14 protein-coding genes are annotated in these 13442 nt (G+C 49.0%); 2 read left to right on the plus strand and 12 right to left on the minus strand.

The features are described 5' to 3' along the window. Positions 1-4 precede the first annotated feature (4 nt). Together ACYVI1_RS28185 and ACYVI1_RS28190 are read right to left on the minus strand one after the other, a co-directional pair. Positions 5-688: a hypothetical protein gene (locus ACYVI1_RS28185; RefSeq protein WP_460914681.1), complete on the minus strand. Its 684-nt coding sequence runs from the start codon at positions 686-688 to the stop codon at positions 5-7. 2 nt (positions 689-690) lie between these two features. Further along, a complete protein-coding gene (locus ACYVI1_RS28190; RefSeq protein WP_460914683.1) occupies positions 691-1035 on the minus strand; it encodes a PadR family transcriptional regulator in 345 nt (114 codons plus the stop codon). Between the two features lie 83 nt (positions 1036-1118). Here ACYVI1_RS28190 and ACYVI1_RS28195 point away from each other — a divergent pair, with 83 nt between their 5' ends. Beyond that, on the plus strand, positions 1119-2951 hold the full coding sequence (locus ACYVI1_RS28195) for an ABC transporter ATP-binding protein (protein ID WP_460914684.1): 1833 nt from the start codon (positions 1119-1121) through the stop codon (positions 2949-2951). 2 nt (positions 2952-2953) lie between these two features. On the opposite strand, the gene ACYVI1_RS28200 is transcribed toward ACYVI1_RS28195, so the two are convergent. The 5 genes from ACYVI1_RS28200 to ACYVI1_RS28220 all read right to left on the minus strand — a co-directional run bounded on the left by ACYVI1_RS28200 (position 2954) and on the right by ACYVI1_RS28220 (position 8198). Continuing rightward, a complete protein-coding gene (locus tag ACYVI1_RS28200) occupies positions 2954-3928 on the minus strand; it encodes an SAM hydrolase/SAM-dependent halogenase family protein (protein WP_460914686.1) in 975 nt (324 codons plus the stop codon). Positions 3929-4003: 75 nt separating this feature from the next. After that, positions 4004-4645 (minus strand): DUF305 domain-containing protein, encoded by a 642-nt coding sequence (locus ACYVI1_RS28205; protein ID WP_460914688.1) that lies wholly within the window; start codon positions 4643-4645, stop codon positions 4004-4006. A 102-nt stretch (positions 4646-4747) separates the two neighbouring features. Next, the gene (locus ACYVI1_RS28210) at positions 4748-5590 is read right to left on the minus strand and encodes a hypothetical protein (RefSeq protein WP_460914689.1); all 843 of its coding nucleotides are present in this window, start codon (positions 5588-5590) and stop codon (positions 4748-4750) included. A 386-nt stretch (positions 5591-5976) separates the two neighbouring features. Continuing rightward, positions 5977-7284 carry a UDP-N-acetylglucosamine 1-carboxyvinyltransferase gene (gene murA / locus ACYVI1_RS28215; RefSeq protein ID WP_460914690.1) on the minus strand — a complete coding sequence of 436 codons (1308 nt, stop codon included), beginning with the start codon at positions 7282-7284 and terminating at the stop codon, positions 5977-5979. A gap of 110 nt (positions 7285-7394) precedes the next feature. After that, positions 7395-8198, minus strand: coding sequence for a DUF4290 domain-containing protein (locus tag ACYVI1_RS28220; RefSeq protein WP_460914691.1), 804 nt, complete (start codon positions 8196-8198; stop codon positions 7395-7397). Between the two features lie 153 nt (positions 8199-8351). On the opposite strand from ACYVI1_RS28220, the gene ACYVI1_RS28225 reads away from it, so the two are divergent. Next, the gene (locus tag ACYVI1_RS28225) at positions 8352-9701 is read left to right on the plus strand and encodes an MATE family efflux transporter (protein ID WP_460914692.1); all 1350 of its coding nucleotides are present in this window, start codon (positions 8352-8354) and stop codon (positions 9699-9701) included. 16 nt (positions 9702-9717) lie between these two features. Here the strand turns inward: ACYVI1_RS28225 and ACYVI1_RS28230 are convergent, their stop codons facing one another. The 5 genes from ACYVI1_RS28230 to ACYVI1_RS28250 all read right to left on the minus strand — a co-directional run bounded on the left by ACYVI1_RS28230 (position 9718) and on the right by ACYVI1_RS28250 (position 13350). Then, entirely contained in the window at positions 9718-10158 is a 441-nt protein-coding gene (locus ACYVI1_RS28230; RefSeq protein WP_460914693.1) for a lasso peptide biosynthesis B2 protein, read from the minus strand. Positions 10159-10225: 67 nt separating this feature from the next. Further along, positions 10226-10624 (minus strand): hypothetical protein, encoded by a 399-nt coding sequence (locus tag ACYVI1_RS28235; RefSeq protein WP_460914694.1) that lies wholly within the window; start codon positions 10622-10624, stop codon positions 10226-10228. Positions 10625-10675: 51 nt separating this feature from the next. Next, the gene (locus ACYVI1_RS28240; protein WP_460914695.1) at positions 10676-10816 is read right to left on the minus strand and encodes a hypothetical protein; all 141 of its coding nucleotides are present in this window, start codon (positions 10814-10816) and stop codon (positions 10676-10678) included. 85 nt (positions 10817-10901) lie between these two features. Beyond that, positions 10902-11141: a hypothetical protein gene (locus ACYVI1_RS28245; RefSeq protein ID WP_460914696.1), complete on the minus strand. Its 240-nt coding sequence runs from the start codon at positions 11139-11141 to the stop codon at positions 10902-10904. Between the two features lie 103 nt (positions 11142-11244). After that, complete coding sequence (locus ACYVI1_RS28250) at positions 11245-13350, minus strand: carboxy terminal-processing peptidase (protein WP_460914698.1); 2106 nt, start codon at positions 13348-13350, stop codon at positions 11245-11247. Positions 13351-13442 lie beyond the last annotated feature (92 nt).

A 13442-nucleotide genomic window follows, 5' to 3' on the forward strand; every position in this document is an offset into this window, starting at 1 on the left:
TTGGTTAGGCGATTTTGGCCTTTTGTTTTCGATTAGTTGAAAACAACCGCCTGATAGTCAGAAAAATGGCGATGTAATAGATGAAACACAATGTTTCCAGCAAGGTTTCCAACCCCATCAGCATGGTAGGGGTTAAGGCGAGGCCGTATTTATTGAGTAACAGAAGTAACAAACTCAAACAGTAAGCCACGACATAAACGGCTGACGAAGGTTGTGCAACTGCCGCCTTGACTTCGTGCCGATTCTTGTAAAAAGACACGATCATTAACGCTACATTCGTCAGTACCGAAACCGTAACGAAAAACGAACCGACTAATAGGAAACTGCCGCCTGATTCACTCTGGCCTAAGTACGTATTTACCCAATAGAGAGATGCAAAAACTGCGACAGTCACCGGCCAGCGTGGGCCTTCGACAAACGAGCGGACGGTTTTCCACTCAAGCCAACCCATTTGCCGATATTGTTGTAGCTGATAGTCTTCTTCCATTTTTAACAACCCCTTTCTTCCACCAAAATTTGCGTGAATTTCCTGTAAAGCGGTATCGAAAGTCATACCACTTGCTAATCGGTCTTCAAGTCCAGCAACATAATGATCTGCGAGTTCGGCGATTAAATCTTCATTGAGCAGCCAGTTTTCTTTTCGTAAATGGCGTTCAATGGCATTGAGTTGGTCAGATGTGAGAGCCATCGTTAAATAGCTGGCTTGAGTTTTAAAACTAAATTCAAATTCTCCAGAAAGGCCGCAAGGCCAGCAATGCGCCCGGCGGCTTCAGTATGGCCAGTTTTGGTGAGCGAGTAGTATTTGCGGGCGCGGCCCTCCACAATCTGCGTTTCGGTGGTGAGCAGGCCCTCAGCTTCGAGTTTGTGCAAAGCCGGGTACAGAGCGCCCTCCGTAATGGCCACCTCGCCTGCTGTCAGTTCTTTCACCTTCTGTGTAATCTCATAACCGTACATGCGTTCGCGGTCTTCGAGGAGCCGTAGAATCATGACAGACAGACTTCCTTTCAGCAAAGAGGAGTTAGTAAAATTGTTCATGCGCCAAACGTACAAAAGAAGTCTTTATACCTCCAAATCTTAGGTATTAACTAATTGAGGGTGGGCGTACCTTTGCGAAATCAATGAAAACGTACCTTCGATTACTCTCGTTTGCCAAACCGCTGGGTCGCTTCCTGACGCCGTTCGTGCTAACGTCGCTCGTGGCCAGTGTATTTGGTGTGCTCAATTTTACCCTGCTTATTCCGTTGCTCAGCATCCTCTTCGACAAAGTCGATAGCAAAGAGGTGCAAACGCTGATGAGCCAGCCCGCGCCTTCGTTATTGACATCACCAGCCGATGCGTTTAGCTATTACTTCGCTCAGGTGTTTAAGGAATATGGTAAGGTCGGGGCGCTTCAGTTTGTTTGTGTGGTGATAGTTGTGTCGGTCTTATGTAGCAACCTGTTCAAATACTTATCTGTCAGGCAGTTGGAGTCATTTAAAGCGCGGATGGTGTCGCGTTTGCGGGAAGCCGTTTTTAGCCGGACGATTGGGCTGCACCTCGGTTTTTTCTCAAACGAACGCAAGGGAAACCTTATTTCGCGCATCACCACCGACGTCCAGGAAGTCGAAAACTCGATTGCCAACACCCTCTCGGCGGCCTCGAAAGAAGTGTTTCTGCTGATAGGCTACATCATTGCGCTGCTGAGCATTTCGGTTAAGCTGACGCTATTTGCTATTGTTGTCATTCCCATTTCGGGCGGATTTATTGCCTTCCTCGTTCGGCGAATGAAACGGGACGCGCAGGAAGGGCAACAGCGACTAAGTGGGTTAGTTAGTTTATTAGATGAAACTTTTGGCGGAATGCGCGTGGTGAAAGGTTTCGTGGCCGAAGGCTTTATTTTAGACAAATTTCGGCGTGAGAACGAAGGTTATCGTACCGCCATCCGCTCCCTGGCAAACCGGCGCGAACTGGCATCGCCCTTTTCAGAAGTGATGGGCGTGGCCGTCGTGGCCGGGATTCTGCTCTACGGCGGCTCGTTGGTATTAAGTGGACAGTCGGACCTGACGGCGGCTCAGTTCATTGCCTACATTGCCATTTTCTCACAAGTGACGCGCCCGGCCAAAGACATCTCCAACGCATTCAGCGGGTCGCAGCGGGGGCTGGCGTCGGGCGAACGCGTTCTCGAACTGATTGATACAGAGCCTGCTATTCAGGACAAACCCGGCGCGGTGGCCCTGCCTAATTTCCACGACCGAATTTCGGTACAAAACGTTTCCTTTTCCTACAGTGTCGATACGCCCGTTCTGCGCGACATCAGTTTTGAGTTGATAAAGGGGAAAACCATTGCACTCGTTGGGTCATCGGGTGGGGGAAAATCAACCATCGCCGATTTGATTCCGCGTTTTTATGACCCGACCGCTGGGGCCATTCTACTTGATGGCGTGGATTTGCGCTTTTGTACAATGGCATCGCTGCGCGGGCAGATGGGCATCGTGACGCAGGAGAGCATTCTATTCAACGACACCATTTTCAACAACATCGCCTTTGGTAGCGTAGCCACCGAAACGCAGGTGATGGAAGCCGCCCGAATTGCCAACGCCCACGACTTCATTATAGCACAACCCAATGGCTACCAGACCATTATTGGCGACCGGGGCGGCAAACTGTCGGGCGGGCAACGGCAGCGCATCAGCATTGCCCGCGCGATTCTGAAAAATCCACCGATTCTAATTCTTGACGAAGCGACGTCGGCACTCGATACCGAATCCGAAAAACTGGTTCAGGAAGCCTTGACGCGCCTGATGACTAACCGCACCACGCTCGTGATTGCTCACCGGCTCAGCACCATTCAACACGCCGACGAAATTCTGGTTGTTAGTCAGGGCCGCATCGTGGAACGTGGCCGACACGATGAACTGCTGAGTTTAGAGGAAGGATTCTATCGAAAATTGAGCACGATGCAGCGTGTGTAAACTTATTTACGCACAACAATTTTCCAATCGGCTCCACTGAATACGTTGTATTTACCGGAAAAATTGCCCTGATTGATAGCAATAGAAAAATCCATCAGGCTGTTAATATAGGCCACGTCGTCGCCGATGGGAACGTCGTCAAAAGTGTTGCTCATTCGGACGGGCCTGTCATACAAAACCTGGTCGCCGTGCAAAATCTGCACCTGCAAAAATACTCCCGGTTTAACCCCGAGTTGGTCGATCAGCGTTTTAGGAATATTACTCCAGGCGTTGCCATATTGGCTGTCGAGAATGGCAATGGTGCCCTTTATAACGCCGTTTGCGTATTCCGCTTTCTGATACGGGATCCGAACCACCTCCTTTTTGAGTTTTGGACCAACCTGCTCAAATCGGATAGTGTGCGATGCCAGCCGGGCAGCCGTATACGCATACACATCGCGCCCATGAAAAGTGTAGGATTGGTCCGAATTTCGTCGCCGGTTAATGGCTTCGTCGATTTGTCGAACCTGACCGATGCCGAGGTGTTCGGCTATTAACGTCAGTGTGCCATTATCCGGCGTCACGATATATTGCCCGGAGTTGGTCAGTAGCACAACCGATTTTCGGCTCGTACCAACGCCCGGATCGCAGACAGAGACAAACACGGTGCCTTTGGGGTAATATTCCACCGTTTGATGCAGTCGATAGGCGGCTTCCCAGATGTTAAAAGCGGGAATTTCGTGGGTGAGGTCAACCAGTTTCAGGTTCGGCGATACGCCCAGTGCAACGCCTTTCATGGCCGACACGGCCCCGTCTTTTACCCCGAAATCGGATTGAAAAACGACAATGCCATTCTGCGCCTGAGATTTTAGAAGTACAAAAAAAAGCAGAATGACTCCGCAACCGATACGCATGGGAGACAGGGTTAAGGTGGTGGATAGTAGTTGGTAGGGCGGGTGACGATAGCTAACCAGCCCAGGCCGAAAGAACGCGTTCATCTATAAATAAAAATGCAATAATGGTAGTGGGTTAAAACTACCATTACTGCATTGAACGTGCAATGGATTTTTTAGTTAAGGCATCGATTTAATCTGCGCCATCTCCTGCTTGGCTTTATCAATCACCTGCTGAGCATACGTTCGCAGGGTTGAGTTTTTGCCGTATTGCAGGTAGGTTGTGGCCATATCGATAGCATCCTGACGCTGGTCGAGAAGCAGCGTCGAGAAGTTCTTGTCCAGGTTGCTCGTCAGTTTGTCGCTGGAGCCAGTTTGCTGCAATTTCAGGCTCATAGCTTCCACATTGCGGCTTTGCTGTTGCGAGAAGGCCTGATTAGGGCGTGTTGGCTTTAGTTGGCGAAGTGTACCATCGAGCAGCGTAACATCGGTGTCAGCGGCTGGCAGCATCGTTGACGCCATTTGTTTCAACGACGAATCCTTCCCATTCTGAATTTCCTGTTTCAGAAAGTCCTGCGTACCCTGCGTGTGAATTTTAGCCTGGAAAGCGTAATCGTAGTCAGGGTCGCCGGTAGGCTGTAGTTTCTTGATTTTTGTAATTGTCTGCTGCAAAGGCGTTAACAGCATGGTTTTGGCCGGATCGGCGGCTGGCTGACTGGTAGTAGCCGCGCCGGTTGTAGCCTGGGCGCAGGCAGCTAAGGAACCGCCGGAGAGCACAATGGCTAAGGCCCAGATTGTCGCGTTGGATGGGAGCGTTTTCATGGTTTGTCTTGATTAATGGAATCGTTTCGCCGTTAAGTTAAACGGCTTACAGGCTAAAGACAAAATTTGGGCCAGAAGGTTTAGTGGGAATAAAGAATATACTTATGATCTGCTCTTGAAGATTCTTGTTGTCAAGTCTTTACTAAGAACATCAATGTGGCTATTTGTTTCGTGTAATTTATGAATATATTTATCAATACCATACTTTTCTTCGACAAGAGCTATGTATGTATCTTTATCAAGGTCATTTTTAAAGTCAACGGAGTTTTCAATAGTTAGTACATTAATTATAGTTTCAAATTCTTTACGAATATCTTCATCTACTCTTTGTAAGCCATTTCTATTAGAAGTTCGTTTCAAAGAGCGCTTTTGTGCCGAAATAGTTTTGTACATTTCCCTTACAATATTTATATCCAGACTTTTATCCTGTAAATGCTTTGCATTAAGGCGATTAAGTTCAGTAAAAGGTTTTATAGTAAACTTAGAGGTTACTTTATTTATATCAATCCCAATACTCTTTAGACTAACTTCTTTCTGATAAAAAGTATTGTAGGCATTTATAGATTTGCCTATTGCCTGCCCATGTAAAAAAAGAGTAATTAAGCTTGTTGCACTATTATACGCCTTATCAATAGGCTGAACTACTAAAACTAACTCCTTAATAGAATTATCATTATAATTTACTTTGTCTAACCAAACTCTTAGTAAAGCTATATTTCTATCAATTGGAAGTTGAATGATTCTGACTGCTTTATTTAAACTTGAATAAAAGGCCGAGAAAATGGGGTTACCATCAAAGAAATCTTCGCCATTTGCGAATTTAGTAGTGACCCACTCCTCAAAACTAACTTCACTTAAATTAACAATCGTGTCACCCCAGAATTTTTTATTTTGGAGATATAATTCTTTGTCCGAGAGAAAATTTTTATATTTAGCAAGTTCCATTATTTCCATCATTTCGTTTCAGAAAAGCTTCTCCTTTCCAAATTTCTATATCAACCCTCTCCCTATTATTACCGGGATAAGACTTTTTAACTGGCTTATCGACTATTGTGATTCCGTGATTCTTACAAGCGCGGACAATAAACGATTCACAATCAATAAACGCTTTTGTTCTGCGATTTCTCTCTTGGAGACAGTTTTTCTTTCAGATTCATCAATTTAACTCTTGCTTCAACAGAATACAATGGCTCATCCTGTGCCCAAGCTTCTGATTCTTCTAAGTTATCACCCTGAGCCTGAAATCGGCCTCTATTGTTCATATAGATAAAATACTCAAAAGAAAAACTTAGTCTACAACCTATACACCGAGCTTAAAATGGACAATTTGGTTACAACCGCACAATCTCGGCACCAATGGCGTTCAGGCGGGTGTCGATGTTTTGGTAGCCCCGGTCAATCTGTTCGATGCTGTCGATAATGCTGGTGCCCTTCGCCGACAGGGCCGCAATCAGCAACGCAACCCCCGCCCGAATATCCGGCGACGACATGCGAATACCTTTTAAGGGAAGCTGCCGGTTCAGGCCCACGACAGTAGCGCGGTGCGGGTCGCAGAGAATAATCTGGGCGCCCATGTCAATCAGCTTGTCCACAAAAAACAGCCGGCTTTCAAACATTTTCTGGTGAATCAGCAGGGTCCCCTGCGCCTGAACGGCCGTCACGAGTACAATGCTCAGCAGGTCGGGGGTAAAGCCGGGCCAGGGAGCATCGGCAACGGTCATCATGCCGCCATCCAGAAAACTCTCGATCTGGTAGTGTTCCTGCGCCGGAATGAAAATGTCGTCGCCCCGAAACTCCATCTGAATACCCAACCGCTTGAACTGATCGGGAATGATACCCAATTCGGGAATCCGGCAGTTTTTAATGGTTATTTCCGACTGCGTCATGGCGGCTAAGCCAATGAACGAGCCAATTTCGATCATGTCGGGCAACATCGTATGCTCCGTGCCTTTGAGTTCCGACACCCCTTCAACACTAAGCAGATTCGACCCAACTCCTGTAATCTTAGCGCCCATCGAATTGAGCATTTTACTCAACTGCTGTAGATACGGCTCACAGGCGGCATTATAAATCGTGGTTGTGCCTTCGGCCATTACGGCGGCCATCAGAATATTAGCCGTGCCGGTCACCGAGGCCTCGTCGAGGAGCATGTAGGTGCCGCGCAGGTTACTGGCATCAACCTGGTAATAACCGCCATCGTTGGCATCGTAGTTAAACTGAGCGCCGAGTTTTTCAAAACCCAAAAAGTGCGTATCTAATCGACGACGGCCAATTTTATCGCCACCGGGCCGGGGAATGCGCCCTTTTTTAAAGCGGGCGAGCATGGGGCCCAGCAACATAACCGACCCGCGCAGGGCGGCTGCTTTCCGTTTATAGGTTTCTGTTTCCAGGTAGTCCAGATTAACGTCGCTGGCCTGAAACCGGTAGGAGCTTTCCCCAATTTTTGTCACCCATACGCCTAAATCGCCCAGCAAATCAATCAATTGATTCACATCTCGAATGTTCGGGATATTATGAATGGTAATGGGTTCTTTAGTGAGTAAGACGGCGCATAGAATCTGAAGAGCTTCATTTTTTGCGCCCTGCGGAAGTAGTTCGCCATTGAGTTTGCGTCCGCCTGTAATTTGAAAAGATGCCATTCCTGAAGTAAATGAATACTGGTTAATGTAAAATGAATACTGGTTAATGCATAGTACTGAGGTATGACTGCTCAGTCATTATTCATTAACCAGTATTCATTAACTAAGCTTTACCGTTTGCGACGATCGTTATTATTTCGATTTTGGTTGCGACCTCCGAAGTTGCGCTGACCACCCGCTCCGCTATCGTTGTTGCGGTTGTTGGGCCGCCCCGGTGCTCCCCCGTCGCGGTCATTGCGGTTACGACCTCCGAAGTTGCGCTGACCACCCGCTCCGCCATCCCGATCATTGCGGTTGTTTGACCGGCCTTGCGTGCCGGGTCCGCTGCGCTGATTACCGTCGCGGTAGTTCGTGCCGCCAAGGCGTTGGGGCTGGTCGCCGGTGCGTTCGCGTGGCGTGGATTCAACAAGGCCCTGGTCCCGAATGAGTTGTATGTCATCGGCGAGTTTGCCGTTTGAGAGTTCGATCAGGCTCTGGTAGATCGTTTCGTCTTCGACCGATTCTTTGTTCCAGGCCTGATAAAACGTTCGCATCAGGCGGGTCAGATAGGACACAAAGGCCCGCCGTTCTTCAGGATCTTCCAGCGATATGGCTTTCGCTACCAATAAATCTACATTACGGCCAAAGTGCTTGAATTTCAGGTGGTGCGTATTATAAGGAACCCGCTGTGGTTTCTTGCCTAAAGCTTCTTCTGACGGCGGAGGATAGGGGCTATCGACATCCAGCGTAAAACCAGACATGATGTACAGATCGTCCCACAACTTGTTGTAATAATCCTGTCCATCTTTCATGTTGGGGTGAATCTGCCGCATCAATTCGACCAGGATATGTGCATATCGAGTGCGGGTTGAGCGGTCTTCGATGTTGACCATATTGTCAACCAACTTCTGGATACTACTGCCGTATTCTTTCAAGGGTCTGCCGGATTCGTGATGATAGAACAAAAGTACAAAGAAAGGAGCAAGGGGCAAGGCGCTCCGCGGGTGAAGTCGTGCGTATGGGGTTATAGCTGGAATACGCTATTTTTGCCGATAGTCTTTTTCCTGCTGCTTCGCGCTTCCCACCACATGCCTACTGCTCCCCTACCGACTTACCGCGCCGAACTTACCGACACACTTCGATTAAGTATCCCGATTATTATTGCTCAGTTGGGCGTTGTGCTGATGGGTGTTACCGACAATTTATTCGTTGGGCGGCTGCTTGGCGCTGTGCCTTTGGGCGCGGCTGGGCTGGCCAATTCACTTTCGTTTCTGATGTCGAGCATTGGGGTGGGCGGCTTATCGGTAGTGGCCGCTCTGGTCTCGAAGGCCCACAGCCAGAACGACCCTGCCGCTGTCAACCGCCTGTTTCGGGCAGGGTTGCGTGTAGCGGCTCTGTTAAGTATTGTGCTGGGGGGGTTGTCGACTGTGCTGGCCTATAACTTCGACCTCTTCGGGCAAACGCCTGAAGTAACCCGCCTGACGCATACGTTCATGTTAATTCTGAGCGTGTCGCTGTTGCCGCTGTTACTTTTTGTGGCGGCTCGTCAACTCTGCGATGGGCTGCGCTATCCTCGCGTGGCCATGGTCATTACGCTCTCGGCTCTACTCATTAATGCCCTCTTCAATTATGTGCTCATTAAAGGCATAGGCCCATTTCCGGCGATGGGACTAATGGGGTCGGCCACGGCTACGCTGCTGTCTCGGTTGTTCATGGCGGGGGCTATGCTGCTCTATATTTACCGAAATAGCCGCTTCGCGGACTATTTGAAAGTTAGCTTCACATCATTATCGACCGGCAAAGAAGTCTGGGAAATTCTACGGCTGGGCATTCCGGGCGGTCTTACGTTCTTTTTTGAGGTAGCTACATTCGCCCTGGCCGTCGTTATTGTTGGCTGGCTGGGCGAGGATCGGCTGGCCGCCCATCAGATTGCCATCAATATGGCTTCGGTAACGTATATGATGGCAACAGGTATTTCGTCGGCGGCTGCCATTCGGGTTAGTGCGGCAGTAGGTCGCCAAAGCCGCGAAGGCGTTTGGCGGGCGGGCATGGCCGCTTTTGCGCTGTCGGTGGGGTTTATGGGACTCATGGCCCTGCTGTTTCTTACGGCCAACGACTGGCTGGTAACCCTTTACATTCGCGATAACCCCGATGTGATGCGAATAGCCGCTTCGCTGGTTATCATAGCCGGTTTCTTTCAACTTTCCGACGGAGTGCAGGTGGTCGCGCTGGGCGGACTCCGGGGCTTGTCGGATGTGAACGTGCCCACTCTAATCACGTTAGTAACGTATTGGGGCATGGCGTTGCCCTTAAGTTATGTGCTGGCGTTTCCGTTCGGGATGGATGCGATTGGGGTGTGGATTGGCCTGCTGGCGGGATTGACGCTCGCGGCTATTCTGCTGACCTGGCGATTTTTCCGGCGAATTCGTTTTGTGTGACCAGCAACTGGAAGACTCACTGCCACGTCCAGATGGGCTGAAAATCCATCGTCTGATGTTGGGTATCGGAGAGTGCCCCGAGCAGAACAGTATTTTCTTTAGTCACCCAGGCGTGGGCTTCAAAAGTGCCTGCTTTTCGCACACCAATCACCACTTCCGCTTCTTTGTCATGTCGCAGGAAATACTTCAAGGCCAACGCCTGCGGCAAACAACGCGCCGATAATGACTGACTGACTACCTGTATTGCCCAAACGTTTTGGGCAATACAGGCATCAGTTGAACTGCTGTTCGTATCCGATGAGCTAAGAGAGGAGTACAGCTTTTTGAACTGGGAAAATGAAAACAGGTTCAGTGCGATGCGTATCAACAGGACGACTGAGAAGGCTTTGGCCAGCAATAGCTGTTCTGAGAACGACAACGCCAGGAATTTACAGAAGCGGCTCACCCATTTTCTCATGGTATACTTAACCGGTATCTAACGGGCTTCACGGCCTCAGTAGCCGTGCGGCCAAAAGTACCGATAATCATAATCTTAACCGAAGTTGGGGGCCAACATGAGCGCCGACAATCGGAAAATCAGGTTCAATAAAACCACCAGCTTTGACACCAATACTAACCCAATTTCTCAACAGATAATAAAATTCTACACTGACAGGAAATGCGAGATCAGTAAACGAGGAGTCCGTTAGGTAAATTGATCCAGCCCCCGAATCATCACGAAATGGATACTGCAGGCGCTGGTTAAAGAAACCAGCACCTGCCCCAATTTGCAGCGAAAACCGGTTTGCGTTAACAACTGAATACTTAGCCATTGCATAGCCGTGTAGTTCGTAACCTGGTGCGTTGGTCTTGTCATTCGTATATAAAATAGCCGTCGGCGCATTTGAGCGTGTATTATCAAAGTAATTGAAGCGGCCCGTCATAAAGCCGGAAGAAATTGTCCATCGTCTCGACAGATGGTAATCAAAGTCCGCCTAGAAATAGTCTCTGGAATGATTTTGTTCAAAGCCGGGACTGGTGTAGGCCCCATAGCTAAGGGCTATGTCGTATGTTTTTTGTTGCGCGAAAGCAGACCACGAACCGATGCAAAGCAGGATTGACAAAAGTGTTTTCATGAAGTTGAGCAGAGAGTGGTAAGACCACTAACGACTACGCTACAAAATAGTTTATAGTGTAGGAAGCGGCTACTTTTTTCTTTAACTACTGCATATCGGCCAATATCTCGGCACGCGTTGGCCGGTCAGGAGTTAAGGTATAGACGATGCCCTCACGGTCGAGAACGTCCATAAAATTCGCATAATCATCTTTTTCAACCGCAAACACACACCAGTTTTGATAAGGTTCGCTAAACAGTTCGACTTCGGTTAGAGATGCCCGTTGTTGCAAATCCCGGTATTGGGCGATATCGAGTAAATTCTGATTGATGAGGATATACCACATAACTATTTATTAATCTCTGGTATAAACAAACCCCCGCACAACGGGTCGCTGTGCGGGGGTTTTGATTGGTTGCCATTTCTCCTCCGTCGGGCTGACAAAATTGCTACTTATTGATAGCCAGTATGTAATCCGCCAGTACTAAACCAGCCTCGTTCAGGTAAGTGTCTTTCTTCTTTTTGGGCGTTGGTGTGCCGGTTTCGTCGACAGGAGCAGTGGCCTGCGATACCTTATTGGCAGCCGTCCGTTTGCGTTCTGCTTCATCACGCTCTTTGCGTCGTTTTGTTTCCTGCAACGAAACAACCGTGTTCTCTTTCGCTTTTTTGAAATCGGCCAAATCCTGCGTCAGTTGCTTTAGTTCGGGGTCAGACTTTAACCGCTGATCGAATTTGTCGCGCAAACGGCTGAGCATTTTGTCATCAACCGCCCGCGATTGCTCAAAGCGGGTCGAGTTAATTTGATCCCAGGGCAGAGCACTCGGCTGCGAGCTTTCGCCGTATTCTTCTGCCGAGAATGCCGATGGCAGCTCAATATCTGGTGTTACGCCTTTGTGTTGTGTGCTGCTGCCGTTAATCCGATAAAACTTCTGAATGGTCATTTTCACCTGACCGGCCTTTTCAGCCTCCTGTCCAGCCTTTTCGGGTACTTTAGGAAGCCACTGATTCAGGTCGATCAGGGTTTGTACGGTGCCTTTACCGAAGGTCTGCCCACCCACAATAACACCTCGTTTGTAGTCCTGAATGGCGGCCGCGAAAATCTCCGAAGCCGACGCGCTGAACCGGTTTACTAAAACGGCCATTGGCCCATCGTAAACGACCGAGCCACCGTCTTTATCCGAGTAGACCTCAGTTTCGCCGGTCGATTCTTTCACCTGCACTACGGGTCCTTTCGGGATAAACAGGCCCGTCAGGTCAATCGCTTCGGTTAGCGATCCACCGCCATTGTCGCGCAGGTCGATCACGATGCCATCGACTTTCTCAAGCTTCAGTGAATCTATGAAACGCTTCACGTCGCTGGTAGTGCTGCTAAAGCCTTCCTCACGTTTGCGGGCGCCCTCAAAGTCACGGTAAAACAGGGGAATATTAATCACGCCAATCTTAAACTGTTTTCCATTGTCCGTCACTTCGATAATTTCTTTTTTGGCCCGCTGCTCTTCCAGCTTTATTTTCTCGCGCACCAGCCGAATTTCCTTCGGCGGTGCCCCAGCCAGTGCATTGGGCGAAATAATCTGTAGCCGAACAACCGTCCCTTTTGGTCCTTTAATCAGTTTGACAACTTCATCGACCTGCCAGTTCATGGTGTTCACCATCGTTCCATTATCGCCCTGGGCCACGCCCGCAATTTTATCTTCTTTATTGAGCAGTTTACTTTTGAAAGCAGGGCCACCGGGCAGCACTTCCGTAATGCGGATGTAGTCCCCATCTTCGCGAAGCATCGCACCAATACCCTCCAGCGACTGACTCATTTCCTGGTTAAACCGATCTGCATTCGAGGGCGACAGGTAATTTGTATGGGGGTCAAGCGCTTCGGCAAACGAGTTCATGTACATCTGAAACACGTCGACACTTTTGATCCGTTTGATGGCTTTATCGAGGTTCGTATAGCGCTGGGTCATCATGGCCGTCACGGCACTGTCTTTCCGATTGCCCAGCCGCAGTTCCAATGCCTGGTTTTTCAGGATTTTGCTCCACAACTCATTCTGTTCGTCTACCGTTTTTGGCCAGGTTGCTTTCTCCCGGTCGGTATTGAAGTTTTCATCGGCCGTGAAGGTAAACGGCTTTTTAAGCTGCTCTTTTATAAAGGCGCTCCGCTCAGTATAGCGTTTCCGATAGACGTTAAACAGGTCATAGGCGGCTGTCAAATCGCCATTAATGAGCGCGTCATCAATCTGCTTCCGGTACTTCTCAAAAGAAGCTACGTCCGATGCCAGCAGGTAGGTTTTGTTCCCATCAATTTCTTTCAGGTAGTTATCCCACACGACCGACGACAGCGAGTCATTAAGTCGCACTTTGCGGTAGTGATACGTTGTCAGAAGTTTAGCCACCAATTGCTCAACGCGCTCCTGCGAAATAGACGGTTTTAGGTCGTCTATGGGGTCGGTTGTTGACGATACCGGCTGAAACGATGTCGTTTTGGGGGCGCCAGTTGACGGCGAATCCGGCTGAAAACTCAGCATCAGCACGGGCAGAAGGGTCACCAGATACTTTTTCATCCGCTGGATGAGCGAACGGGTGAACGAGCGAAAGAGTTATGCTTCGTGCATCAACCGGAATGCCGAACCATCACTCTTTCACTCCTTCGCGC

The organism is Spirosoma areae, assembly GCF_054781775.1.

Bases quoted from the DNA above. Each gene is read 5' to 3' on its own strand.
- ACYVI1_RS28190 (WP_460914683.1), bottom strand. From the start codon at position 1,035: ATGAACAATTTTACTAACTCCTCTTTGCTGAAAGGAAGTCTGTCTGTC.
- ACYVI1_RS28200 (WP_460914686.1), bottom strand. From the start codon at position 3,928: ATGAACGCGTTCTTTCGGCCTGGGCTGGTTAGCTATCGTCACCCGCCC.
- ACYVI1_RS28225 (WP_460914692.1), top strand. From the start codon at position 8,352: ATGCCTACTGCTCCCCTACCGACTTACCGCGCCGAACTTACCGACACA.
- ACYVI1_RS28240 (WP_460914695.1), bottom strand. From the start codon at position 10,816: ATGAAAACACTTTTGTCAATCCTGCTTTGCATCGGTTCGTGGTCTGCT.
- ACYVI1_RS28205 (WP_460914688.1), bottom strand. From the start codon at position 4,645: ATGAAAACGCTCCCATCCAACGCGACAATCTGGGCCTTAGCCATTGTG.
- ACYVI1_RS28210 (WP_460914689.1), bottom strand. From the start codon at position 5,590: ATGGAACTTGCTAAATATAAAAATTTTCTCTCGGACAAAGAATTATAT.
- ACYVI1_RS28230 (WP_460914693.1), bottom strand. From the start codon at position 10,158: ATGAGAAAATGGGTGAGCCGCTTCTGTAAATTCCTGGCGTTGTCGTTC.
- murA (WP_460914690.1), bottom strand. From the start codon at position 7,284: ATGGCATCTTTTCAAATTACAGGCGGACGCAAACTCAATGGCGAACTA.
- ACYVI1_RS28245 (WP_460914696.1), bottom strand. From the start codon at position 11,141: ATGTGGTATATCCTCATCAATCAGAATTTACTCGATATCGCCCAATAC.
- ACYVI1_RS28250 (WP_460914698.1), bottom strand. From the start codon at position 13,350: ATGAAAAAGTATCTGGTGACCCTTCTGCCCGTGCTGATGCTGAGTTTT.
- ACYVI1_RS28195 (WP_460914684.1), top strand. From the start codon at position 1,119: ATGAAAACGTACCTTCGATTACTCTCGTTTGCCAAACCGCTGGGTCGC.
- ACYVI1_RS28235 (WP_460914694.1), bottom strand. From the start codon at position 10,624: ATGACGGGCCGCTTCAATTACTTTGATAATACACGCTCAAATGCGCCG.
- ACYVI1_RS28185 (WP_460914681.1), bottom strand. From the start codon at position 688: ATGGCTCTCACATCTGACCAACTCAATGCCATTGAACGCCATTTACGA.